22 protein-coding genes are annotated in these 21,839 nt (G+C 28.6%); 14 read left to right on the top strand and 8 right to left on the bottom strand.

The window, feature by feature from the left end:
* Positions 1-41: 41 nt before the first annotated feature.
* The 5 genes from R3342_RS07540 to R3342_RS07560 all read right to left on the bottom strand — a co-directional run bounded on the left by R3342_RS07540 (position 42) and on the right by R3342_RS07560 (position 2,628).
* Positions 42-281: a hypothetical protein gene (locus tag R3342_RS07540; RefSeq protein WP_318939415.1), complete on the bottom strand. Its 240-nt coding sequence runs from the start codon at positions 279-281 to the stop codon at positions 42-44.
* Positions 282-608 carry a nucleotide pyrophosphohydrolase gene (locus R3342_RS07545; RefSeq protein WP_318939416.1) on the bottom strand — a complete coding sequence of 109 codons (327 nt, stop codon included), beginning with the start codon at positions 606-608 and terminating at the stop codon, positions 282-284.
* Positions 609-657: 49 nt separating this feature from the next.
* The gene (aat, locus tag R3342_RS07550) at positions 658-1,299 is read right to left on the bottom strand and encodes a leucyl/phenylalanyl-tRNA--protein transferase (RefSeq protein ID WP_318939417.1); all 642 of its coding nucleotides are present in this window, start codon (positions 1,297-1,299) and stop codon (positions 658-660) included.
* Between the two features lie 83 nt (positions 1,300-1,382).
* The gene (locus R3342_RS07555; protein WP_318939418.1) at positions 1,383-1,757 is read right to left on the bottom strand and encodes a DUF3127 domain-containing protein; all 375 of its coding nucleotides are present in this window, start codon (positions 1,755-1,757) and stop codon (positions 1,383-1,385) included.
* 7 nt (positions 1,758-1,764) lie between these two features.
* Positions 1,765-2,628, bottom strand: coding sequence for a flavin reductase family protein (locus R3342_RS07560; protein WP_318939419.1), 864 nt, complete (start codon positions 2,626-2,628; stop codon positions 1,765-1,767).
* A gap of 89 nt (positions 2,629-2,717) precedes the next feature.
* Here R3342_RS07560 and R3342_RS07565 point away from each other — a divergent pair, with 89 nt between their 5' ends.
* Positions 2,718-3,884, top strand: coding sequence for a HAMP domain-containing sensor histidine kinase (locus R3342_RS07565; protein WP_318939420.1), 1,167 nt, complete (start codon positions 2,718-2,720; stop codon positions 3,882-3,884).
* Here the strand turns inward: R3342_RS07565 and R3342_RS07570 are convergent.
* Both R3342_RS07570 and greA read right to left on the bottom strand, forming a co-directional pair.
* Positions 3,879-4,268 carry an HIT family protein gene (locus R3342_RS07570; RefSeq protein WP_318939421.1) on the bottom strand — a complete coding sequence of 130 codons (390 nt, stop codon included), beginning with the start codon at positions 4,266-4,268 and terminating at the stop codon, positions 3,879-3,881. The two genes, R3342_RS07565 and R3342_RS07570, sit on opposite strands and share 6 nt — an antisense overlap.
* Positions 4,269-4,346: 78 nt before the next feature.
* On the bottom strand, positions 4,347-4,823 hold the full coding sequence (greA, locus tag R3342_RS07575; protein ID WP_318939422.1) for a transcription elongation factor GreA: 477 nt from the start codon (positions 4,821-4,823) through the stop codon (positions 4,347-4,349).
* Between the two features lie 120 nt (positions 4,824-4,943).
* On the opposite strand from greA, the gene R3342_RS07580 reads away from it, so the two are divergent.
* Genes R3342_RS07580 through purE form a run of 3 tightly spaced genes read left to right on the top strand, consistent with a single transcriptional unit; the run spans position 4,944 to position 7,080 of the window.
* The gene (locus tag R3342_RS07580; protein ID WP_318939423.1) at positions 4,944-5,363 is read left to right on the top strand and encodes a hypothetical protein; all 420 of its coding nucleotides are present in this window, start codon (positions 4,944-4,946) and stop codon (positions 5,361-5,363) included.
* Positions 5,364-5,409: 46 nt separating this feature from the next.
* Positions 5,410-6,555 (top strand): 5-(carboxyamino)imidazole ribonucleotide synthase, encoded by a 1,146-nt coding sequence (locus R3342_RS07585; protein ID WP_318939424.1) that lies wholly within the window; start codon positions 5,410-5,412, stop codon positions 6,553-6,555.
* Positions 6,556-6,588: 33 nt separating this feature from the next.
* Positions 6,589-7,080 (top strand): 5-(carboxyamino)imidazole ribonucleotide mutase, encoded by a 492-nt coding sequence (purE, locus tag R3342_RS07590; RefSeq protein ID WP_318939425.1) that lies wholly within the window; start codon positions 6,589-6,591, stop codon positions 7,078-7,080.
* Here purE and R3342_RS07595 read toward each other — a convergent pair.
* On the bottom strand, positions 7,075-7,209 hold the full coding sequence (locus tag R3342_RS07595) for a hypothetical protein (protein ID WP_318939426.1): 135 nt from the start codon (positions 7,207-7,209) through the stop codon (positions 7,075-7,077). The two genes, purE and R3342_RS07595, sit on opposite strands and share 6 nt — an antisense overlap.
* Before the next feature lie 155 nt (positions 7,210-7,364).
* Here R3342_RS07595 and R3342_RS07600 point away from each other — a divergent pair, with 155 nt between their 5' ends.
* The 10 genes from R3342_RS07600 (at position 7,365) to R3342_RS07645 (ending at position 21,834) form a co-directional block, all read left to right on the top strand.
* The gene (locus R3342_RS07600) at positions 7,365-9,395 is read left to right on the top strand and encodes a M3 family metallopeptidase (RefSeq protein WP_318939427.1); all 2,031 of its coding nucleotides are present in this window, start codon (positions 7,365-7,367) and stop codon (positions 9,393-9,395) included.
* A gap of 560 nt (positions 9,396-9,955) precedes the next feature.
* Complete coding sequence (locus R3342_RS07605) at positions 9,956-10,459, top strand: CAP domain-containing protein (RefSeq protein WP_318939428.1); 504 nt, start codon at positions 9,956-9,958, stop codon at positions 10,457-10,459.
* Between the two features lie 22 nt (positions 10,460-10,481).
* Positions 10,482-10,661, top strand: a complete 180-nt coding sequence (locus R3342_RS07610; protein ID WP_318939429.1) for a hypothetical protein — start codon at positions 10,482-10,484, stop codon at positions 10,659-10,661.
* A 222-nt stretch (positions 10,662-10,883) separates the two neighbouring features.
* Positions 10,884-12,284, top strand: coding sequence for a dihydrolipoyl dehydrogenase (lpdA, locus tag R3342_RS07615; protein WP_318939430.1), 1,401 nt, complete (start codon positions 10,884-10,886; stop codon positions 12,282-12,284).
* Between the two features lie 69 nt (positions 12,285-12,353).
* Entirely contained in the window at positions 12,354-13,646 is a 1,293-nt protein-coding gene (locus R3342_RS07620; RefSeq protein ID WP_318939431.1) for an anthranilate synthase component I family protein, read from the top strand.
* Between the two features lie 13 nt (positions 13,647-13,659).
* Complete coding sequence (gene tilS / locus R3342_RS07625) at positions 13,660-15,006, top strand: tRNA lysidine(34) synthetase TilS (protein ID WP_318939432.1); 1,347 nt, start codon at positions 13,660-13,662, stop codon at positions 15,004-15,006.
* Positions 15,007-15,110: 104 nt separating this feature from the next.
* Positions 15,111-17,702, top strand: a complete 2,592-nt coding sequence (locus R3342_RS07630) for a phosphoenolpyruvate carboxylase (protein ID WP_318939433.1) — start codon at positions 15,111-15,113, stop codon at positions 17,700-17,702.
* Positions 17,703-17,704: 2 nt separating this feature from the next.
* Entirely contained in the window at positions 17,705-18,220 is a 516-nt protein-coding gene (locus tag R3342_RS07635; protein ID WP_318939434.1) for a DinB family protein, read from the top strand.
* Between the two features lie 195 nt (positions 18,221-18,415).
* Positions 18,416-20,803, top strand: coding sequence for a penicillin acylase family protein (locus R3342_RS07640; protein ID WP_318939435.1), 2,388 nt, complete (start codon positions 18,416-18,418; stop codon positions 20,801-20,803).
* Positions 20,800-21,834 carry a LacI family DNA-binding transcriptional regulator gene (locus R3342_RS07645; protein ID WP_318939436.1) on the top strand — a complete coding sequence of 345 codons (1,035 nt, stop codon included), beginning with the start codon at positions 20,800-20,802 and terminating at the stop codon, positions 21,832-21,834. Before R3342_RS07640 ends, R3342_RS07645 begins: the two co-directional genes overlap by 4 nt.
* Positions 21,835-21,839 lie beyond the last annotated feature (5 nt).

Below are 21,839 nucleotides of genomic sequence, written 5' to 3' on the forward strand. Positions count from 1 at the left end.
TATAGTTATTATAAGTTTATAAAAAAGTATGAAAAACTTTTCTATTTTTTTATAAACTTATAATATCCTGCCATAAAAAGACCGTAAAAAACGGACATAATAATTAATCGTTCAAAAAAGAAAAACCAATTGCCATTATAAAAATATTGGTTTAACATGGCTGTAAAACTGGCATTTTTAATTACTGAAATAATTATTTCAATACAAAAAATAATTATTAAAAACCCAACTCCAAATTGTAAAACAAGCTTAAAAAAAGGTACTTTTTTGTAAGAATTCATTTATTTTAATTTTGGATTATTATGATGTCTATCATGGTCTCTATTTGTTTTAATATCCATTTTTTTATCAAATGCTGCTTGTAAATCAATACCTGTTTGGTTTGCCAAACACAACACTACAAATACCACATCAGCTAACTCTTCTCCTAAGTCTTTATTTTTATCACTTTCTTTTTCACTTTGCTCCCCATAACGTCTTGCAATAATACGTGCAACTTCACCAACTTCTTCGGTTAATTGAGCCATATTAGTTAGTTCATTAAAATAACGAACTCCATGTTCTTTTATCCAATTATCAACTATTAGCTGCGCATTTTTAATATCCATAATGGTTTTATTTTTTAACTGATTTTCAAAGATAAAAACTTATCTTCATTTAGGTGCTTTTCAAATACTTTAAAAATTCTTCTCTAGGTATTTCTCTTGCTCCCAAACTAGCTAAATGATTGTTGTAAACTTGGCAATCTACTAATTTATAATTTTCTGTTTCTAGTTTTTTAACCAAATAAATAAACGCCATTTTTGAAGCGTTACTAACTTTACTAAACATGCTTTCTCCACAAAAAATTGTTCCTAAGTCTATACCGTACAAACCACCAACTAACTCGTTATTTTGCCAAACTTCTACTGATTTTGCAATACCTTTTTTATGCAGATTAACATATGCTTTTTGCATTTCATCCGTAATCCAAGTTTGGCCTTGATCTGCTGCTCTAAAAATATGTTTGCAATTAAATATTACTTGTTCAAAATTTTGATTAAAAGTTACTTTAAATTCCTTTTTTCGAAGTACTTGTTTCATGCTTTTTGAAATTTTTAATTCTGATGGAAACAATACCATTCGTGGATCTGGACTATACCAGATAATTGGTTCTCCTTGATTAAACCATGGAAAAATTCCGCTTTTATATGCAAGTGTTAACCTTTTAACTGATAAATCTCCTCCAATAGCCAACATACCATTTTCATCGGCTAGTTGTACATCAGGAAAAACAAGTTCATTAGTAAGCAAAAACATAATTTAAAATTACGGTAATTTTAAAAACAAAAAAAGAGAAAAGCTAAACGCTTTTCTCTTAAATATTTTTAGTCATTTAACCATTAAAATGGTAAATCGTCAGGTTCGTTTTCGTCTAAATTAGTTGTAGTTTCAAAACTTTCAGCTGGAGCCATTGGAGGAATTTCATTTGAATTTTCAGCTTGTAAATTTTCAATTCTCCAACCTTGAATAGCATTAAAATATACTGCTTCTCCTTGAGGATTAATCCATTCTCTACCTGTTAAATTAATGGATATTTTTACATCTTGCCCTTCTTGATAGTTATTCAATAAATCACATTTATCCTGTACAAATTCAATTTTTAGCATTTGTGGATATTGATCATTTGTTGTTAATATCATTTCTCTTTTTCTAAAACCGCTTGCTCCAAAAGTTTTAGTTTCCTCAATTTTTTTAATTTTTCCTGTAACTTCCATTTTTTACTTAATTTTCCATTAAAAGTACTTTCCAAGCACTTATTACATCATTTTTTGCTAAAAAAGCTTTGGCAAATGTATGTTTTTTTACCTTATTTTCAATTACAAATTCGGCATGTTCTTTCGCAAACTTATTAACATCCTTTGGATTAGGTATACGTTCTACATTGCCTAACATTCCTAAATCGTTTCCTGTTAAAACAGTACTATTTCTTATTTCTAACGGAATTGCATCCACCCCAATACCTAAAGTTGATAACGGTTTTGGAATTTCAAAAAAACCTTCTTTAGCTCTAGAATAAAAACTTCCTCCTGCTCTTGAAACTAAATCTAACTTTTGTTGATCAATTTCTTCATTCTCATTCAAATATTCTTCACAAATGTGTAATTTAACTACTTCACAAATTACTAAATTTCCTGCACCACCTTCATTACCCAAAGCAACAACTTCATTTACTTTACATTCAAATTGAACTGGAGACTCTTTAACTCTAAAAGGTTTAACTTCCTCTGATTTTAGCATTGTAAATCCGGCTTTTTCAAATTCATTAACTCCTTCAGCATATTCAGTACTTGCCAACGACATTTGATGAACCATTGCATAATTAACCACATTAATAACTACTTCTTTTGTGCTTAGTACATTTTCTAAAGTATGTTTTGTGGTGTTATCTCTTACTCTACGAGCTGGTGAAAATATTAATATAGGCGGATTAGCACTAAAAACATTAAAAAAACTGAAAGGAGATAAATTAGGATTTCCTTTAGCATCTATTGTACTTGCAAATGCTATTGGCCTTGGAGCCACTGCACTTAACAAGTAACTATGTAATTTTTTGGTGGATATATTTTTAGGATAAATGCTTATCATTTTTTCTTTTTAGCAAATGTAAATAAATCCCTCTTAAAATAATAACCATAATATTTTTTAGTTATACTAACAGATTTTATATTTGACTAATGGCTTCACAACAATACACCAAATTAATTAGAGGGCTGGTAATTAGCGCATCGTTTATTATTGTTTCTCTTATATTATGGAATACGTATTCTTTTTTCCAAAAGTTTAAAAAAGAAGAACGTTCTAAAATTGAAGTTTTAGCATTGGCTTATAAACGCTTAAATATTTTAGATTTAAATGCTGATATTACTCTGGAATATAAAATTATTGGTAACAACCATAATATACCAATACTAATAACTACCGAAAAAGGAGAAATTACAGAGTGGTCAAATTTAGATCCAAATAAGGTTAAGCAACCTAATTATTTAAAAAAGCAACTGGCTTTAATGAAAAGTCAAAATGTGCCAATTGTTGTAAGTTATTTAGATAAAGAAAAAAATAAAACAATTAGGCTTTATATTTATTACCGAGACTCTGATATACTTACAAAACTTAAATACTACCCAATTGCCCTAATTTTAATTTTAGTATTATTTACTAGTGTTATTTATCTGTTTTTTAAATCATCTAAAGTTGCGGAACAAAACAAACTTTGGACAGGAATGGCTAAAGAAACTGCTCATCAAATTGGAACACCTTTATCTTCATTATTAGGTTGGATTGAAATTTTACGAATAGAGAATACCGATAAAAATACCGTTCAGGAAATTGAAAAAGATGTTAGTCGTTTAAATACTATAGCTGAACGATTTTCTAAAATTGGCTCAGTTCCTGAAGTTAAAAAGAAAAATATTGTTGCAACCACAAAAAATGCGTTTGCATATTTACAAGCAAGAAGTTCTAAACAAGTTCATTTTAATTTTAACTCTAGCTCACCTGTAATTAATGCCAATATAAATGAACAATTATTTAGTTGGGTAATTGAAAATTTAATTAAAAATGCAATTGATGCTATGGAAGGCAAAGGAGAAATACATTTAAATATTAATGAAACTTCTAAAAATATTTTAATAACTATAAAAGATACTGGAAAAGGTATTTCTAAAAAAATACAGCAAAAAATATTCTCTCCTGGTTTTACTACCAAAAAAAGAGGCTGGGGATTAGGGTTATCGTTAGCTAAAAGAATTATTGAAGATTACCATAACGGTAAAATTGGCGTAATTAATTCAGAAATTGGTAAAGGAACTACTTTTGAAATTTCCTTAAAAAAACAATTATAACTTATCTGAAATAGCCTTTGCTATTGCTTCAAATTCTACAGGTTCGAGTTTCACTTTTTTGGTAAACTGAATATCTTCCATTGCATTTAAAGGAATTAAATGCACATGTACATGAGGTACTTCTAAGCCTATAACAGCCATCCCAATTCTATCACAATCTATTACTTTTTTTTGAGCAATTGCTATTTCTCTTGAAAAACTCATTAATTCATTGTACGTTTCTTCATCTAAATCAAAAAGCCTATTTACTTCTTTTTTTGGAACCACTAAAGTATGTCCTTTAGCATTTGGATTAATATCTAAAAACGCAAAAAATTTATCGTTTTCAGCAACTTTATAAGAAGGTATTTCGCCTTTAATTATTTTAGTAAAAATTGTACTCATTATTTCTGTTTTATTCAAAATTAAAAAACCCTTTTCAATAATCAAACTGAAAAGGGTTTATTTCATTTTTTTAATTATTTATGCTCTTGAAATATCTAAAATTTCAAATTTCATAATACCACTTGGCACTTGAATTTCGGCTATGTCGCCTACTTTTTTACCTAACAATCCTTTCCCAATAGGTGAATTAACAGATAATTTACCTTCTTTTATATTAGTTTCGGAATCCGCAACTAGAGTATAAGTAAACTCCATTTTATTAGCTACGTTTTTAATTTTAACAATAGAATGAATCAAAACCTTTGAAGTATCTAATAACGATTCGTCCAAAATACGAGCATTAGAAATTACTTCTTTTAATTTTGCTATTTTTAATTCTAACAACGATTGTTCTTCTTTGGCAGCATGATATTCGGCATTTTCACTCAAATCGCCTTTATCACGTGCTTCACTAATTGCATTACTAACTCTTGGGCGTTCCACATGTTCTAAATGCTCTAGTTCGCTCTTTAGTTTTTTCATCCCTTCCACTGAATAATACGAAATTTCACTCATAACTTATCATTTTATTAAAAATACAAAAATCTCAAAACTGAAACCAGAATGAGATTTAACACAAATGTACAAAATAATTGTAAATTGCAATCGTTAATCCGATAATACTAATATATAACTATGCGAAAGTTCCTTTTATTGTTTTTAATAACTTCCTTTTTTTCTTGTGAAAGAAACAATACAAACGACATTTTACCAAATATAGATGTTAATGTTGTTTTAGATTTAAATTTACCTGAATATATTTCACTAAAAACCCCTAGTGATTGGGTTTATGTACAAGGTGGTTTACAAGGAATTGTAGTTCAAAATACTGGCATTGGAAATCCTAATTTTAAAGCTTTTGAAAGAGCCTGTCCAAATAACGATTGTACTTCGCCTATGACCTTTGATGGTAGTTTAAAATTAAAATGTTCGTGTGACGATAGTGAATACAGTATTATTGATGGTTCTCCTCAAACAGCAGGGAATTATCATTTTGCAAGAGAGTACAAGGTAAATCAAGTAAACGAAAACACTTTAATAATTACCAATTATTAACTTTATATTTCAATCAAATTAGTACTTTTGTGTCAAAGCATAAAAAGTGAAAAATTATTTCTCATCCAATTTTAAGTTAGGCGTTTTAGGCGGTGGTCAATTAGGTAAAATGTTGCTAACTGAAACGCATAAGTTTGATATTTATACTTGTATTTTAGACACTTCAAAAGATGCTCCTTGCGCTCAAATTTGTAATGAATTTTATCAAGGTAGTTTAATGGATTTTGACACGGTTTATAATTTTGGAAAAAAAGTTGACTTGTTAACCATTGAAATTGAACATGTAAATATTGATGCCTTATTTAAATTACAAGAGGAAGGATTAGAAATTTATCCTCAGCCACAAGTTTTAGAAATCATTCAGAACAAAGGAAAACAAAAAGATTTTTTTGTAGAAAACAACATTCCTACTTCTCCCCATCAACGTTTTAAAAGATTAAATGAGTTAAAAAAAGGAACCTTAAAGTTTCCTTTTGTATGGAAATCTGCCCAATTTGGTTATGATGGAACTGGTGTTAAAATTGTAAAAAATGAAGCCGACTTAAACACTTTAAATGATACCGATTGTATTATTGAAGAATTAATTCCGTTTAAAAATGAACTGGCTGTAATTGTAGCCCGTAATAAAAACGGAGAACTTAAAACATATCCAGTTGTTGAAATGGAATTTCATCCTGAAGCAAATCAAGTGGAATATGTAATTTGTCCTGCAAGAATTTCAGATGAAGTTGCTCGAAAAGCACAAGATATTGCCTTAAAAGTAGCTAATTCTTTTAAACATATTGGTTTATTAGCCGTTGAACTTTTTCAAACAGAAGATGATGAAATTTTGGTTAATGAAGTTGCTCCACGAACTCATAACAGCGGACATTACAGTATTGAAGCATCGTACACCAATCAATTCGAACAACATGTGCGTAGCATTTTAAATCTACCTTTAGGAAATACAAGTAGTAAAGTTGCCGGAATAATGGTAAATTTAGTGGGTGAAGAAGGATATTCAGGAAATGTTGTATATAAAAACATGGGACAAATTTTAAAAATGGATGGTGTTACACCTCATATTTACGGAAAAAAACAAACGCGGCCGTTTAGAAAAATGGGACATGTAACTATTGTAAATAACAATTTAAATGAAGCTCGGAAAATTGCTGAAAAAGTAAAAAACACCATTCGAGTAATTAGTGAATAGTTTTTGATTTTTTAATCTTTAATAATAAACAAAATGAGTAAAGTAGGAATAATTATGGGAAGTGATTCAGATTTTCCAATAATGCAACAAGCAGTAGAAATATTAAAAAGTTTTGATATTGAAGTAGAAGTAGAAGTTGTTTCTGCTCACCGAACTCCTGAAAAATTATATGATTATGCCAAAAATGCTCATGCCAGAGGAATTTCAGTAATAATTGCTGGAGCTGGAGGAGCTGCTCATTTACCAGGTATGGTTGCTTCGATGAGTCCGCTACCTGTAATTGGAGTTCCTATAAAATCATCCAATTCCATTGATGGTTGGGATTCCATTTTATCTATTTTACAAATGCCTGGTGGTGTACCAGTAGCAACTGTTGCACTAAATGGTGCTAAAAATGCAGGTATTTTAGCTGCTCAAATTATTGGCAGCTCAAATAAAAATGCGCTAAATAAAATTATTGAATTTAAAGAAGCGCTAAAAAATAAAGTTATTAAAGCAAATAATAACTTAAAGAAAGGTTTATAACCGTACTATTTTTTTAGGAGTAACCTTTTCCCCTTTTTTATTTTTAAAACTAAATCCTTCTACTAAAGTATTTATTCTTAATTTTTTATCTGTTTTAGTGTTTTTCATTTCAGATTCAACCATCATCATTATTAAAATTATTTAAGTATTGCTTTAACGTACTTTAATTTTAAATAGTATAAATTTTAACAAAAAATATTGCTTTAATTTTATGATTTCTTTTAACAAAAAAAGTCACATCATAATAATATATTTGCTACTTAAATATTCTATAGATTTTAACCATGAGTAATCCGTTATTACAAAAATTTGAAACTCCATTTAATACTGCTCCTTTTTCAAAAATTAAAAATGAGCATTTTAAACCTGCATTTGAAAAAGCTATTGAAATAGCAACTGCTGAAATTGATGCCATTTGTAATAACCCAAAAGTTCCAACTTTTGAAAACACTATAGAAGCTCTAGATTTTAGCGGCCAAATGCTTGACAGAATTTCAAGTATTTTTTTTAATTTAAATAGCGCTGAAACTTCTGAAGAAATTCAAAAAATAGCGCAAGAAGTTTCTCCTTTATTAACCAAATTTTCAAATGATATTACTTTAAATAAAAAATTATTTAAACGTGTTCAACTAGTTTACGACATAAAAGATGAGTTAGATTTAACCAAAGAACAAGACACTTTACTTACTAATAAATATAAAAGTTTTGTTAGAAACGGGGCAAATCTAAAATCAAAAGAAAAAGAAAAATTACGAAAAATCGATACCGAATTAGCTAAAGTAAAATTAAATTTTGGTGAAAATGTATTAGCAGAAACAAATGCCTTTGAACTTCATATTACTAACAAAGAAGAATTAAATGGCTTACCAGAAACCAGTTTAGAATTAGCCGAAATTACAGCCAAACAACGCAACAAAAAAGGTTGGGTTTTCACCTTAGATTATCCAAGTTACATTCCCTTTATGACTTATGCTGAGAACAGACTTTTAAGAAAAAAAATGGCTGTAGCATTTGGAGCAAAAGCATTCCAAAACAATAAAAATGATAATCAAAAAAATGTATTGTCTATTGTAAACCTTCGAAATAAAAGAGCAAATTTATTAGGATATAAAACGCATGCTCATTTTGTTTTAGAAGAGCGAATGGCTGAAAACCCAGATAATGTCATTACATTTTTAAACGATTTATTAGAAAAAGCAACCCCTGCTGCTAATAACGATTTTGAACAATTAAAAAACATTGCCAAAAAAGATGGCATTAATAATTTAGAAAAATGGGATAGTGCTTATTATTCCGAAAAACTTAAAAAGCAATTATTCGATTTAGATCAAGAACTTTTAAAACCTTATTTTAAATTAGAAAACGTAATTAATGGTGTTTTTAAAGTTGCTCAAAAACTATACGGATTAAACTTTGAGGAAATTAAAAATATTGATACTTATCACGAAGATGTTAAAACATTTAAAGTAACAGACAAATCATCTAATTTTATTGCAGTTTTTTATGCTGACTTTTTCCCAAGAAAAGGAAAACGTGGAGGTGCTTGGATGACATCTTTTAAAAATCAGTGGATTAAAAACAATGAAAATTCAAGACCACATATATCTATTGTTTGCAATTTTACCAAACCTACAGAAACAAAACCTTCACTATTAACTTTTAATGAAGTTACTACACTTTTCCATGAGTTTGGACATGCGTTGCACGGAATGTTAGCCAACACCACTTATCCAAGTTTATCTGGAACTAACGTTTATTGGGATTTTGTTGAATTGCCAAGTCAATTACTTGAAAATTGGTGTTATGAAAAAGAAACATTAGAATTATTTGCTAAACATTATAAAACTAACCAACTAATTCCTATGGAATTAGTAAAAAAAATTAAAGAGTCTTCAAATTTTTTAGAAGGAATGCAAACTCTTCGTCAATTAAGTTTTGGAATTTTAGATATGAAATGGCATACTACAAATCCAGATAAAATTAATTCGGTGAAAGAATTTGAGTCTATTGCTTTTAAAAACACACAACTTTTTCCTGATGTAAAAGAAAATTGTATGAGCACATCTTTTTCACACATTTTTCAAGGAGGTTATTCTTCTGGATATTATTCCTACAAGTGGGCTGAAGTTTTAGACGCAGATGCATTTGCTTATTTTCTAGAAAATGGCATATTCAATTCTGAAATTGCACAAAAATTTAAAACTAATATTCTACAAAAAGGAGGCACAGAAAAACCTATGGATTTATATCTAAAATTTAGAGGAAAAAAACCTTCTATTGATGCTTTATTAAAACGCGCTGGGTTAAAAAAATAATGCTCAAAACTGTTTATTTAAACAAATTATAAGTTATAATTCACCTATTTTCTGTCAATTTAATACAATAAAATGCATTTTTTATCCAATAAACGGTAACAATATAATCTATATTTAACCATATAAAACTAATAAACAGTGCGTTTTATCAATTATTTTACTCGTTTTTACAAATAAATGGCTATTTATTTTGTTATTTAAAAAATAAATTATACTTTAGTAGTGTTAAAAATCATTAACCCCAACAATATTTGAATTGTATGAATTTTAATTTAAGACATAATGTCGAATTAACCAACCAAACCCCACCGGTTAATAAACTTGAAAAATCATCAAACTTGTTTTTCCAACAAAGCAAGTTTGATGATTTTTATTTATCTAATAAAACCCCAAAAACCAATTATATAATAATTTTAAATAATAGTATTTTTAGTAAGAATGGTGATTCAGTATGGTGGTTACGCAGTAATCCTATTTGCTAGTTATAAATTATGCGTAATCACATCTGAATTCCCTTAAAATTTTAAAAACAAAAATCCCTAACCCCAAAACCCCACAAAATGAAACCTCACATTCTAAAACTTTCCTTAGTAGTTTTTTTAAGTTTTGTTTTATTTTCTTGTTCAAAAGAAGACGATGGCATTTATCTTAATCAAACTGCAGAAGTAGTAAATAAAAATGTCACTTATTCTAAAATTGAGAACGATATTTTAGACCTTGTAAATGCTCACAGAACAAGTTTAGGGCTTTCAACATTAAGCAAATTAGACGTTGTTTCTGGTGTAGCAGATGGACATACTGAATACATGATAGAAACTGGTACAATTAGCCATGATAATTTTGATGAAAGAGCTCAGGAGCTAATGGATAATGCAGGAGCAAAATCTGTAGCCGAAAATGTAGCTTATGGATACACAACAGCAGAAAGCGTTGTTAATGGTTGGCTTAATAGTCCAGAACATAAAGCAATAATTGAAAACCCTAATTTTACTCATTTTGGTATTTCAACCGAAGCAAACAACGACGGAAGAAACTTTTTTACCCAAATGTTTATAAAAAAATAATTAACCTCAAAACCATTCTCACATGAAAACTTCATCCCCACTAAAAAGCAATCAAAAATCTCATTTGACTGTTATTAAAAACAACAAAAAGGCTGAACAGAAGGCGTCTAAAAAAATATACATAAATACATTATCGCCAGATTTTAGCTATTTAGATAAATTAGGTAAATTAATAAGACCTAAAAAATGCATCATGCTATAATCACAACAGAGTCCCCACAACTGTAGTTAAAAGCAAAGCATAAATTAAGTCAAAGTCCCCTCAACATTTAATAAAAGCTTATTTAACCCAATAAAACTTCGTCCCCTTAACTGTAGTTTTATTAATCTGGTTAAATAAGTTTTTATTTTTTATTTAACTGCTAAAAAAATAGAATAGGATAAAAAATGTTATATTTTTGTGCTTTTAACCTAACTATTTAAAATGAAACAATTCGATGTAGCTGTTATTGGCTCAGGACCAGGAGGATATGTTGCTGCTATTAGATGTGCACAACTTGGATTAAAAACTGCCATTATTGAAAAATATAATACTTTGGGAGGAACTTGCCTTAATGTTGGGTGCATTCCATCAAAAGCTCTATTAGATTCTTCACACCATTATTTTGATGCTGTTAAACATTTTAAAACACACGGTATTGAAACTTCCGAATTAAAAATAAATTTTGAGCAAATGATTGCTCGTAAAAATGAAGTAGTTGCACAAACATCTGGTGGAATCAATTATTTAATGGACAAAAACAAAGTAACTGTTTTTCAAGGAACTGGAAGTTTTAAAGATGCTACTCATATTTCCATAAAAAATGCTGATGGTGAAGCCGAAGAAATTGAAGCTAAAAAAACTATTATAGCAACTGGCTCAAAACCTGCTACCTTACCATTTATTAAATTAGATAAAAAACGAGTAATAACTTCAACTGAAGCATTAAGTTTAAATGAAATACCTAAACATTTAATAGTTATTGGAGGTGGTGTTATTGGTTTAGAATTAGGTTCGGTTTATAATAGATTAGGTTCTCAAGTATCCATAATTGAATATATGCCAACCATTATTCCTGGTATGGATGGAATGTTAGCAAAAGAATTACAAAAATCCTTAAAAAAACAAGGAATTAAATTCTACACAAATCACAAAGTTACTTCTGTTGAAAACACTGGCAATGAAGTAAAAATAATTGCTGATGACAAAAAAGGAAATCCTGTTGAATTTACTGGTGATTACACTTTAATTTCAGTAGGGAGAAAACCTTATACTGAAGGATTAGGACTAGAAAACGTTAAACTTAAAGTTTCTGACAGAGGCCAAATTGAAACAAATCAAAATCTTCAAACCAATGTTTCAAACATTTATGCTATTGGTGATGTTGTTAAAGGTGTCATGTTAGCTCATAAAGCTGAAGAAGAAGGAACTATGGTTGCTGAAATTATTGCAGGTCAAAAACCTCATATTGATTATAATTTAATTCCAGGAGTTATATATACTTGGCCAGAAGTTGCTGCTGTTGGAAAAACTGAAGAACAACTAAAAACAGAGGGAATAAATTATAATGTAGGTACTTTTGCTATGCGTGCTTTAGGTAGAGCAAGAGCAAGTATGGATATTGATGGACAAATAAAAGTTTTAGCGGATGCGAAAACCGATGAAATATTAGGAGTTCATATGATTGGTGCCAGAGCTGCAGACATGATAGCTGAAGCGGTAATTGCTATGGAATTTAGAGCATCATCAGAAGATATTGCTCGTTCCTCTCATGCGCATCCTACTTACACAGAAGCTTTTAAAGAAGCTTGTTTAGATGTTGCTAACAGAGCTATTCACAGTTAAAATTTATTTTCTGAATTTATATAAGCATAAGTCCTTTCAATTTGAAAGGACTTATTTATTTTTGTAAACATGCAAAGAGCTGAAGTAACTATAAAAATTAATACTATAGATTTTGAATCAAAACTATTAGTTTGGGCTCAAAAATTTAAAGTAGCTTGCTGGTTAGACAGTAATAATTACCCTCAAAAACACAGTAATTATAATGCAGTTTTGGCTGTTGGTGCCGAAACCAAACTTTCTATTAATTACAAAAATGCTTTTCAAAAATTAAAAACGTATCAATCTAATTGTAACGACTATATTTTTGGTTATTTGGGATATGATCTGAAAAATGACATTGAAAATTTATCTTCCAACAATTTTGATGGTTTACATTTTTCAGATTTATTCTTTTTTCAACCTAAAAAGATTTTCTTTATCAAAAATAATACGCTAAAAATAAGCTATTTAAAGAAGCACGAAGAGGAAATTACAAGTGATTTGCAAAATATAAACACTACTAATATTTGTTATAATACTTCTGATTCTGAATTAAAAATAAAACTAAGAATCCATAAAGATGATTACTTTAACAAATTTCAAAAAGTGTTAAATCACATTCATCGTGGCGACATTTATGAGGCTAACTTTTGTCAGGAATTTTATAGTGAAAATGCTGTAATAAATCCGTTAAAAGTATTTCAAAATTTAAATGAAATTTCAAAACCTCCTTTTGCAACATTCTTCAAATTTGAAAATAATTATCTGCTTTCAGCTTCGCCAGAGAGGTATTTGAAAAAAGATGGAGATATTGTTATTTCTCAACCGATAAAAGGCACTGCAAAACGAGCTAAAACTGAAAAAGAAGATAGCGAATTAATTAAGGAGCTTGAACAAAATCAAAAAGAAAGAGCCGAAAATATTATGATTGTAGATTTAGTTCGTAACGATTTATCAACTGTTGCTTTAAAAGGAACTGTAAAAGTTGACGAACTATGCAAAGTTTATACTTTTAAACAAGTACATCAATTAATTTCAACCGTTTCATGCGTGGTTAAAAATGTAAATCCTATAGATATTATTAAAAAAACATTTCCAATGGGAAGTATGACTGGCGCTCCAAAAATAGCTGCTATGAAAATTATTGAAACTGTTGAAGAAACCAAACGAGGTTTATATTCTGGAACTGTTGGTTATATTACTCCAGACAACAATTTTGATTTTAATGTAATTATTAGAAGCATTTTATATAATGCAAACAAACAATACGTTTCCTACTCTGTTGGTAGTGCTATCACCTCAAAATCAACTCCTGAAGATGAATACGAAGAATGCCTTTTAAAAGCAAAAGCTATGAAACAGGTTTTGTTAAACAACAAATAATTATATTTACAACATGCTAGCAAAATTGCAACAACATATTAATACCAATTTACCATTTTTAATGGATAAAAAATTATTGATCACTATTTCTGGCGGTATTGATAGTGTGGTTTTAACGTATTTATTACATAAGTTAAAATTAAATATTTCGTTAGCTCATTGTAATTTTAAACTACGTGGAAAAGATAGTTTTAAAGATGCTGATTTTGTAAAAGATATATCTGAAAGTTTAAATATTCCTTTTTTTACCATTGAATTTGAAACCTTAAAATATGCCGAAGAAAATAAAATTTCTATCCAAATGGCTGCAAGAGATTTACGTTATAATTGGTTTCAAAAAATAAGTACGGAACAAAATTTTGACTATATTTTAACTGCTCACCATCTTGATGATGTTTTAGAAACTTTTTTAATTAATTTAACCAGAGGAACCGGGTTAAATGGACTAACAGGTATTCCTGAAATTAATGGAAATATTGTACGGCCTTTGCTCCCATTTTCAAGAAATGATATTTTAATTTACGCGTCAAAAAACAAATTGAAATGGCGAGAAGATAAAAGTAATTCTTCCATAAAATATGTTAGAAATAAAATTCGTCATAAAGTAATCCCAGTATTAAAAGAACTGAATCCTAACCTATTGAATTCTTTTGAAAATACTTTAAATAATTTAAGAGGAAGCCAACAAATTAATCAAGATCATATAAAAAATATTCTGGAAAAAGTTAGTGAACAACACGAAAATGAGTTGATTTTTAACATTAAAAAAATTAAACAATTAAATAATCCTAAAATATATTTATACGAGCTTTTAAAAAATTATGGATTCACAGAATTTGAAGATGTAGAAGCGTTATTAACTGCACAAAGCGGTAAACAAGTTTTTAGTAAAACTCATCGTTTATTAAAGGATAGAAATGTTTTAATTTTAACTGAAATAGAAAAAAATGATGATTTATTAAACTTTGAAATTTCAGAAAACACACCAAAAATAGAAAAACCAATACCACTAAAATTTGAAACAATTACCATTCCTTTTGACACTAAAAATTATCAAAATAAAATATTAGAAGAAGTTTTATTTGATGATAAAAACACGGTTTCTTTAGATTATGATAAAATTACATTTCCTTTAATTATTAGAAAGTGGCAAAAAGGAGATTATTTTTTTCCAATAGGATTAAACGGTAAAAAGAAAATTAGCAAGTTTTTTAAAGATGAAAAATTAGCTATTACAGCAAAAGAAAACATTTGGCTACTTCTTTCCAACAACCAAATAATTTGGGTAATTGGTCACAGATTAGACGACCGATTTAAAGTGACCAAAACCACTAATAAAATATTAAAAATAACTTGTTAAGTTTTTAAATAAATTTAATCAAATATATCGTTTTCGTTAAATTTCAATGTAACTTATACCTGTTTATACTAGGTTTTGTATCTTTCATTTTTAAAAAGTAAAATATGCATCAGGCACCAAAATTAACCAGATTTAATGAAAATGTAATGGCTAAATACCAAATTTACAATGGTATTTTTATGACTTTGCCTTTTGATACTATTACTAAAACTGGAGTACTTCTACCTTTATTTCATTCGGTATGTAAACAAGGGTTTTCTAATAAAAAAAATCCAAAAGAAATTGTAGAATCCTTTTTTAAAACCTATCAAGAAAATCCATCTGAAGAAAAAAAGATAAAACTTTTATTCCGTTTTATTCAATATATTGAACGTCAAGTAGTTCTTTTTGACGCAATTGAAGATGCTGCTTTTCCAATTGTAAATAATATGGATGGAGTTGGAACATTGCGTAATAGTAAAGAAACAGCAACTTCAGAAAACAAATGGGAAGCCTTACAAAAACATCTGCAAAAATTTAAAGTTCGATTAGTTTTAACCGCTCATCCAACACAATTTTACCCAGGAACCGTTTTAGGTATTATTACCGATTTAACTGAAGCAATTAAAAAAAATGATTTACTACAAATAAATCAGCTACTTGCTCAATTAGGTAAAACTCCTTTTTTTAAACACCAAAAACCATCTCCTTTTGATGAAGCTGTTAATTTAATTTGGTATCTAGAAAATGTTTTTTACCATTCAGCATCTACCGTTTATAATTATATTCAAAGTAATATTTTAGAATATAAATCAAACCCAAACGAAATAATAAATTTAGGATTTTGGCCAGGTGGAGATAGAGATGGAAATCCATTTGTAACTACAGAAATAACTCTAAAAGTTGCAGAAAGATTACGACAAACTGTACTTAAAAACTACTATAGAGATTTACGAAAATTAAAACGTCATTTAACCTTTGAAGGTATCGAAGAAATAATTTCAGAATTAGAAATTAATATATTTGAAAATAGTGTAAATGCACAATTAAACACTTTAATTCCTTTAGCTGATTTTAAGAAAAAACTTGAAACCATTAAAAAAATTTTAATTGCTAATTATCAATCTCTATATTTAAGTGAAGTAGAAGATATTATAAACAAAGTTCACTTATTTGGTTATCACTTTGCGAGTTTAGACATACGGCAAGATAGTAGGGTTCATCATAATGTTTTTGCGGATATTGTTACCACTTTACAAAGTAATGGAAACCATATTTTTAAGGATAATTATTTGGAACTTTCCGAAAAAGAACAAATACAGATACTATCAAATGTGTCTGACAATATTGATGTTTCCATTTTTAAAGATGAAATGGTTCAAAAAACTTTAGGTTCAATTCAAGCCATAAAAACCATACAACAACAAAACGGAGAACTTGGTGCAAACCGCTATATTATTAGTAATAACAAAACAGCGCTTAATGTAATGGAAACCTTTGCAATGTTTAAATTATCTGGATTTGGTAATAAACTTCCTGTAGATATTATTCCTCTTTTTGAAACTGTTGAAGATTTGGAAAATGCCGCAAATGTAATGGAGCAATTATACACCAATACTTCTTATAAAAATCATTTAAAAGATCGAAAAAACAAACAAACTATAATGTTAGGTTTTTCGGACGGAACTAAAGATGGCGGTTATTTAATGGCAAACTGGTCTATTTTTAAAGCGAAAGAAGATTTAACCAAAATTTCAAGAAAATACGGTATTACTGCTTTATTTTTTGATGGTCGTGGTGGTCCTCCAGCTCGTGGAGGAGGAAAAACAAATAAATTTTACGCTTCATTAGGTCCAACTATTGAAGATGAGGAAATTCAACTAACCGTTCAAGGACAAACAATTAGTTCAAATTTTGGCACTTTAGATGCATCTCAATATAATATAGAACAATTATTAAGCGCAGGAATATCTAATAACTTGTATAGTCATGAAAATGATAAAATGTCGTTAGAAAACACAAAAATAATGAATGATTTAGCAGATACAAGTTACCAAGCTTATGTAGATTTTAAAAATCATCCAAAGTTTTTACCATATTTAGAGCGTATGAGCACTTTAAAATATTATGCTAAAACTAATATTGGAAGTCGTCCTTCCAAACGATCACCTAAAAGCGAAGGTTTAAATTTTGCCGATTTAAGAGCGATTCCTTTTGTTGGTTCATGGAGTCAATTAAAACAAAACGTTCCTGGTTTTTTTGGTGTTGGTACAGCTTTAAAAAAATATGAAGACAATGGAGAGTTTAATAAAATTAAACAATTTTATAAAGAATCTGCATTTTTCAAAGCTTTAATAGGTAATAGCATGATGGCACTTTCAAAATCATTTTTTGAATTAACTAAATACATGGAAAATGATGAAGAATTTGGCGAATTTTGGAAACTTATTTATGAAGAATATAAAACCTCTAAAAGGCTAATTTTAAAGCTTGCAGGTTATTCAAAACTTATGCAAAATAATGCGGTAGGTAAGGCTTCTATTGATATGAGAGAAGAAATTGTACTACCTTTATTAACCATTCAACAATACGCATTACTTAAAATTCAAGAACTTCAAAAAGATGAAAAAACAAATACTGAAGCTGTTAAAATTTACGAAAAAATGGTAACTCGTTCATTATTTGGTAATATTAACGCTAGTAGAAACTCGGCCTAATTATGAAAACAACAGACTTAAATCCTTTTGAATTTGCTCCTTTTTATAAAAACTATATCACTGAACTTGGCGATGTGGATTTGATAGAAACACTAACAGATTCACATAATTTATTAGTTGAAATAATCCGTAAATTACCTGAAGATAAATTAAATTATAGTTATGCAAAAGGCAAATGGAGTATTAAAGAAATGTTACAACATTTAATTGATACTGAACGAATAATGAGCTATAGAGCTTTGCGATTTTCAAGAAATGACCAAACGGAAATTCCAGGTTTTGATGAAGATTTTTATGTAGAAAATTCCAATGGAAAAACTCGTACTAAAGAAAGTTTACAAAACGAATTTTCTTTGGTAAGAAATAGTACTATTGCTCTTTTCAATAGTTTTTCTGATAAAATGCTAACCAAAACAGGTAATGCCAATAATAATAAAATGAGTGTTAGAGCATTGGGGTTTATAATTGCTGGTCATCAAATGCATCATTTAAAAGTATTGCAAGAAAAATATCTTTAATCAAACACAAAAATAACTGCTAGCAATATAATTAATATAATATTCTATTTTAGAAAAAAATACAATTAAACTACTTCCTATTATTATCAATAACAGAAGTAACTTCATCAGAATCATTATGTAATCTCCAAGTAAACATTTTTGTAGAAGAAAAAATATTATATTTGAAGTAACTAAACAATCTACATTTATCTTATGCGCTTATTTAAAAAGATTCTTTTTGCTATTATATTGGTTATTTTCATTTTATTTATTGGAGTTTGGTGGTATTTAAACTCCTTAAAACCAACCTATGAGGGTAACTTAACTTTAAACGGCATTCAAAACGAAACTACCGTTTATTTTGATGATTATGGCATACCTCATATTTATGCACAAAACCAAGAAGATGCGATTACTGCATTAGGTTATGTACATGCGCAAGATCGTTTATTTCAAATGGAACTTATTAGAAGAATTGCACCAGGTAGGCTTTCCGAAATATTTGGAGAGAAAATGCTAAAAAACGATAAATTCTTTGTTAGTTTGGGTATAGAACAAGCTTCTGAAAAAGCAGTTAAAAACATAGATAAAAATAGCGAAGCTTACAAATTATCTATAGCATATTTAAACGGTATAAATCAATATATCAAAAACGGACCAACACCAATAGAATTCTCTTTAATTGGAATCAAAAAAGAACCATTTAAGTTAAAAGATATTTACAATATTGCTGGTTATATGTCTTTTAGTTTTGCTATGGCTCAAAAAACAGATCCATTATTAACCATTCTAAAAGAAAAATTAGGAGATAATTATATAAAAGATTTACCCATAAACACAAACCCAAATTCAACTATAATAAAAACTTCAAAGCAAGACATTAAAAGCTATGAAGAAATGGTTGCTAATATTAATGAAGTTATGGAAAAAACACCTATTTCACCTTTTATTGGAAGTAATAGTTGGGTAGTTTCTGCGAAAAAAACAAACACTGGAAATGTGTTATTTGCAAATGATCCTCACATAGCTTACTCACAACCTGCAGTTTGGTACGAGGCATATATTAAAACTCCTAATTACGAAATGTATGGCTATCATTTAGCCGGTGTTCCTTTCCCTTTATTAGGTCATAATAGAAATTATGCATACGGATTAACTATGTTTGAAAATGATGATCTTGACTTTTATAAAGAAGAGAATAATCCAGAAAATAAAAATCAATATAAAACTCCTAATGGCTTTGCAGATTATAAAACTTTTACAAAAACCATAAAAGTAAAAAATGCAGATGATGTTACTATTGAAGTTAAAAATACACGCCACGGGCCAATAATGAATAACGTTATTGATAATATGCCAAACAGCAATCCAATTGCTATGGACTGGATATATACTAATTCTGATGTACACCTTTTAAAAGCTCTTTACACGATTTCGAGAGCAAAAAAAATGGATGATGTTAAAAAAGGAGCCTCGCTAATTTCTGCTCCAGGTTTAAATATTATGTATGGCGATGCGAAAGGAAATATTGCGTGGTGGGCAGCTGCAAAATTGTACAAATTAAAATCAAACTCAAGCAGAAAACTTATTTTAAATGGTGCTACTGGAGAAGATGATATTGCTGAATATTTAGATTTCTCTGAAAATCCAATGGCTGAAAATCCATCTTGGAATTATGTATATTCAGCTAATAATCAACCAGATACTATTGCAAATGTTTTATATCCTGGTTACTATCTTCCAGAAAATAGAGCAAAACGTATTGTACAATTACTTCAGCCAAAAAATGATTGGTCAAAACAAGATTTTGCTACTATGATAAATGATGTAACCTCATCGGTTTCACCAACAATTGTTAAGGAATTAGCTTCTATTATTAAACAAGATTCCTTGTCAAAATTTGAACAAAAAGCGTTAACAACTCTTAAAAATTGGGATGGTTCAAACACTATAAAATCAATTGCGCCAACCATTTATAATAAATTTATATACGAGTACTTAAAAAGCACTTTTGAAGACGAAATGGGGAATAAAATATTTACACAATTTTTAAAAACCCATTTATCAAAAAGAGTTATCGCTTCCCAAATTAAAGAAAATAGTTCTGTTTGGTGGGACAATATTTCCACCAAAAACAAAACAGAAACTCGTGAAGAAATAATACTGAGTTCTTTTAAAGAAGCTATTAAATCGTTAAAAAATCAATTAGGCGGTAATATAGATAGTTGGCATTGGGGAAATGTTCAAACTTTAGAACATAAACATCCTTTAGGAACAATATCTTATTTAAGAAAATATTTTGATGTAGGTCCTTTTCCAATAAATGGAGCTAAAGAGGTGCTAAATAATAGAGGATTTGATTATACCGAAACAGGATTATATTCTGTATTTGCTGGTCCATCCACTAGAAGAATTATAGATTTTTCAGATGTTGAAAATAGTATCAGTATTTTACCTACTGGAGAATCTGGAAATTTTTTAAGTAAACACTATAAAGATCAAGCAATAATGTATAATGAAGGAAAATTCCGTAAAATGAAGATGAATAAAAAAGAGATTATTTCAGTATCTACTAAACTAACTTTTTCACCAAAAAAATGAACAAACGAATAACCATAAAACAAATTGCAAAAGCATTAAATGTTTCTATTTCTACTGTTTCTAAGGCACTTAATGACAGTTATGAAATTAGTGATGAAACTAAGAAAAAAATTAAAGAATATGCTAAATTTCATCACTATAAACCAAATACACTTGCACTTAGCTTACAAAATAAAAAAACCAAAACTATTGGTATAATTATCCCCAATATTTTAAGTCATTTTTTTGCAAAAGTTTTAAGTGGTATTGAAAAAGTTGCCGCAGAACAAGGCTACAATATCATAACTTGCATTACCAACGAATCCTATGATAAAGAAAAACATACTATAGAAACTTTATCCAATGGCACTATTGATGGATTTATTGCTTGTATATCTGAAGAAACCTTAAAACTTGGAAAATTTGATCACTTTAATAATGTAATTGCAGAAGGAACACCAATTGTTTTGTATGATAGAGTACATAAAGATATTGTTTGTGATAAAGTAGTTATAGATAATGTTAAAACTGCTTATAAAGCTACACGGTTCTTAATGCGTTCTAAATGTGATAATATAGCATTAATATCTACTATTGATGGTTTAAATGTTGGCAAGTTTAGGGCAAAAGGATATGAAAAAGCACTTACAAAATATGGTATAGAGCCTAATAAGGACTTAATAATTCGTTTAGAAAATAATGAACATTTAAAAGAACGAATTGAACATATGATAGATAATCATAAAGTAGATGGTATTTTTACAATTGATGAAACTTCAGCAGCAATAGCTGTTCAAGTTTTAAATGCTAGAAATATTAAAATTCCTAAAGATGTTTCTATTATTGGTTTTACTAATGGTATTTTATCCAAACATAGCGTAATCCCCTTAACTACTGTAAATCAATTTGGAGTAAAAATTGGTGAACAAGCAGCTATTAGATTAATAAATAAACTGGAAAACAAAATAGATTTTGATGATATTCGTACCGAAATTATTAGAACAGAATTAATAGAAAGAGATTCCACAAAAAAACTGTACATCAAGTTTTAAAATTT

This window comes from Lutibacter sp., from assembly GCF_033723435.1.
Lineage (GTDB): Bacteria > Bacteroidota > Bacteroidia > Flavobacteriales > Flavobacteriaceae > Lutibacter.

Excerpts from the sequence above, each read along its gene's own strand:
- greA (WP_318939422.1), bottom strand. The coding sequence starts at position 4,823 with ATGAGTGAAATTTCGTATTATTCAGTGGAAGGGATGAAAAAACTAAAG.
- tilS (WP_318939432.1), top strand. The coding sequence starts at position 13,660 with ATGCTAGCAAAATTGCAACAACATATTAATACCAATTTACCATTTTTA.
- R3342_RS07540 (WP_318939415.1), bottom strand. The coding sequence starts at position 281 with ATGAATTCTTACAAAAAAGTACCTTTTTTTAAGCTTGTTTTACAATTT.
- R3342_RS07565 (WP_318939420.1), top strand. The coding sequence starts at position 2,718 with ATGGCTTCACAACAATACACCAAATTAATTAGAGGGCTGGTAATTAGC.
- R3342_RS07645 (WP_318939436.1), top strand. The coding sequence starts at position 20,800 with ATGAACAAACGAATAACCATAAAACAAATTGCAAAAGCATTAAATGTT.
- R3342_RS07555 (WP_318939418.1), bottom strand. The coding sequence starts at position 1,757 with ATGGAAGTTACAGGAAAAATTAAAAAAATTGAGGAAACTAAAACTTTT.
- R3342_RS07545 (WP_318939416.1), bottom strand. The coding sequence starts at position 608 with ATGGATATTAAAAATGCGCAGCTAATAGTTGATAATTGGATAAAAGAA.
- R3342_RS07560 (WP_318939419.1), bottom strand. The coding sequence starts at position 2,628 with ATGATAAGCATTTATCCTAAAAATATATCCACCAAAAAATTACATAGT.
- R3342_RS07570 (WP_318939421.1), bottom strand. The coding sequence starts at position 4,268 with ATGAGTACAATTTTTACTAAAATAATTAAAGGCGAAATACCTTCTTAT.
- R3342_RS07580 (WP_318939423.1), top strand. The coding sequence starts at position 4,944 with ATGCGAAAGTTCCTTTTATTGTTTTTAATAACTTCCTTTTTTTCTTGT.
- R3342_RS07610 (WP_318939429.1), top strand. The coding sequence starts at position 10,482 with ATGAAAACTTCATCCCCACTAAAAAGCAATCAAAAATCTCATTTGACT.
- lpdA (WP_318939430.1), top strand. The coding sequence starts at position 10,884 with ATGAAACAATTCGATGTAGCTGTTATTGGCTCAGGACCAGGAGGATAT.
- R3342_RS07605 (WP_318939428.1), top strand. The coding sequence starts at position 9,956 with ATGAAACCTCACATTCTAAAACTTTCCTTAGTAGTTTTTTTAAGTTTT.
- R3342_RS07620 (WP_318939431.1), top strand. The coding sequence starts at position 12,354 with ATGCAAAGAGCTGAAGTAACTATAAAAATTAATACTATAGATTTTGAA.
- R3342_RS07635 (WP_318939434.1), top strand. The coding sequence starts at position 17,705 with ATGAAAACAACAGACTTAAATCCTTTTGAATTTGCTCCTTTTTATAAA.
- R3342_RS07630 (WP_318939433.1), top strand. The coding sequence starts at position 15,111 with ATGCATCAGGCACCAAAATTAACCAGATTTAATGAAAATGTAATGGCT.
- aat (WP_318939417.1), bottom strand. The coding sequence starts at position 1,299 with ATGTTTTTGCTTACTAATGAACTTGTTTTTCCTGATGTACAACTAGCC.
- R3342_RS07600 (WP_318939427.1), top strand. The coding sequence starts at position 7,365 with ATGAGTAATCCGTTATTACAAAAATTTGAAACTCCATTTAATACTGCT.
- R3342_RS07640 (WP_318939435.1), top strand. The coding sequence starts at position 18,416 with ATGCGCTTATTTAAAAAGATTCTTTTTGCTATTATATTGGTTATTTTC.
- R3342_RS07595 (WP_318939426.1), bottom strand. The coding sequence starts at position 7,209 with ATGATGATGGTTGAATCTGAAATGAAAAACACTAAAACAGATAAAAAA.
- purE (WP_318939425.1), top strand. The coding sequence starts at position 6,589 with ATGAGTAAAGTAGGAATAATTATGGGAAGTGATTCAGATTTTCCAATA.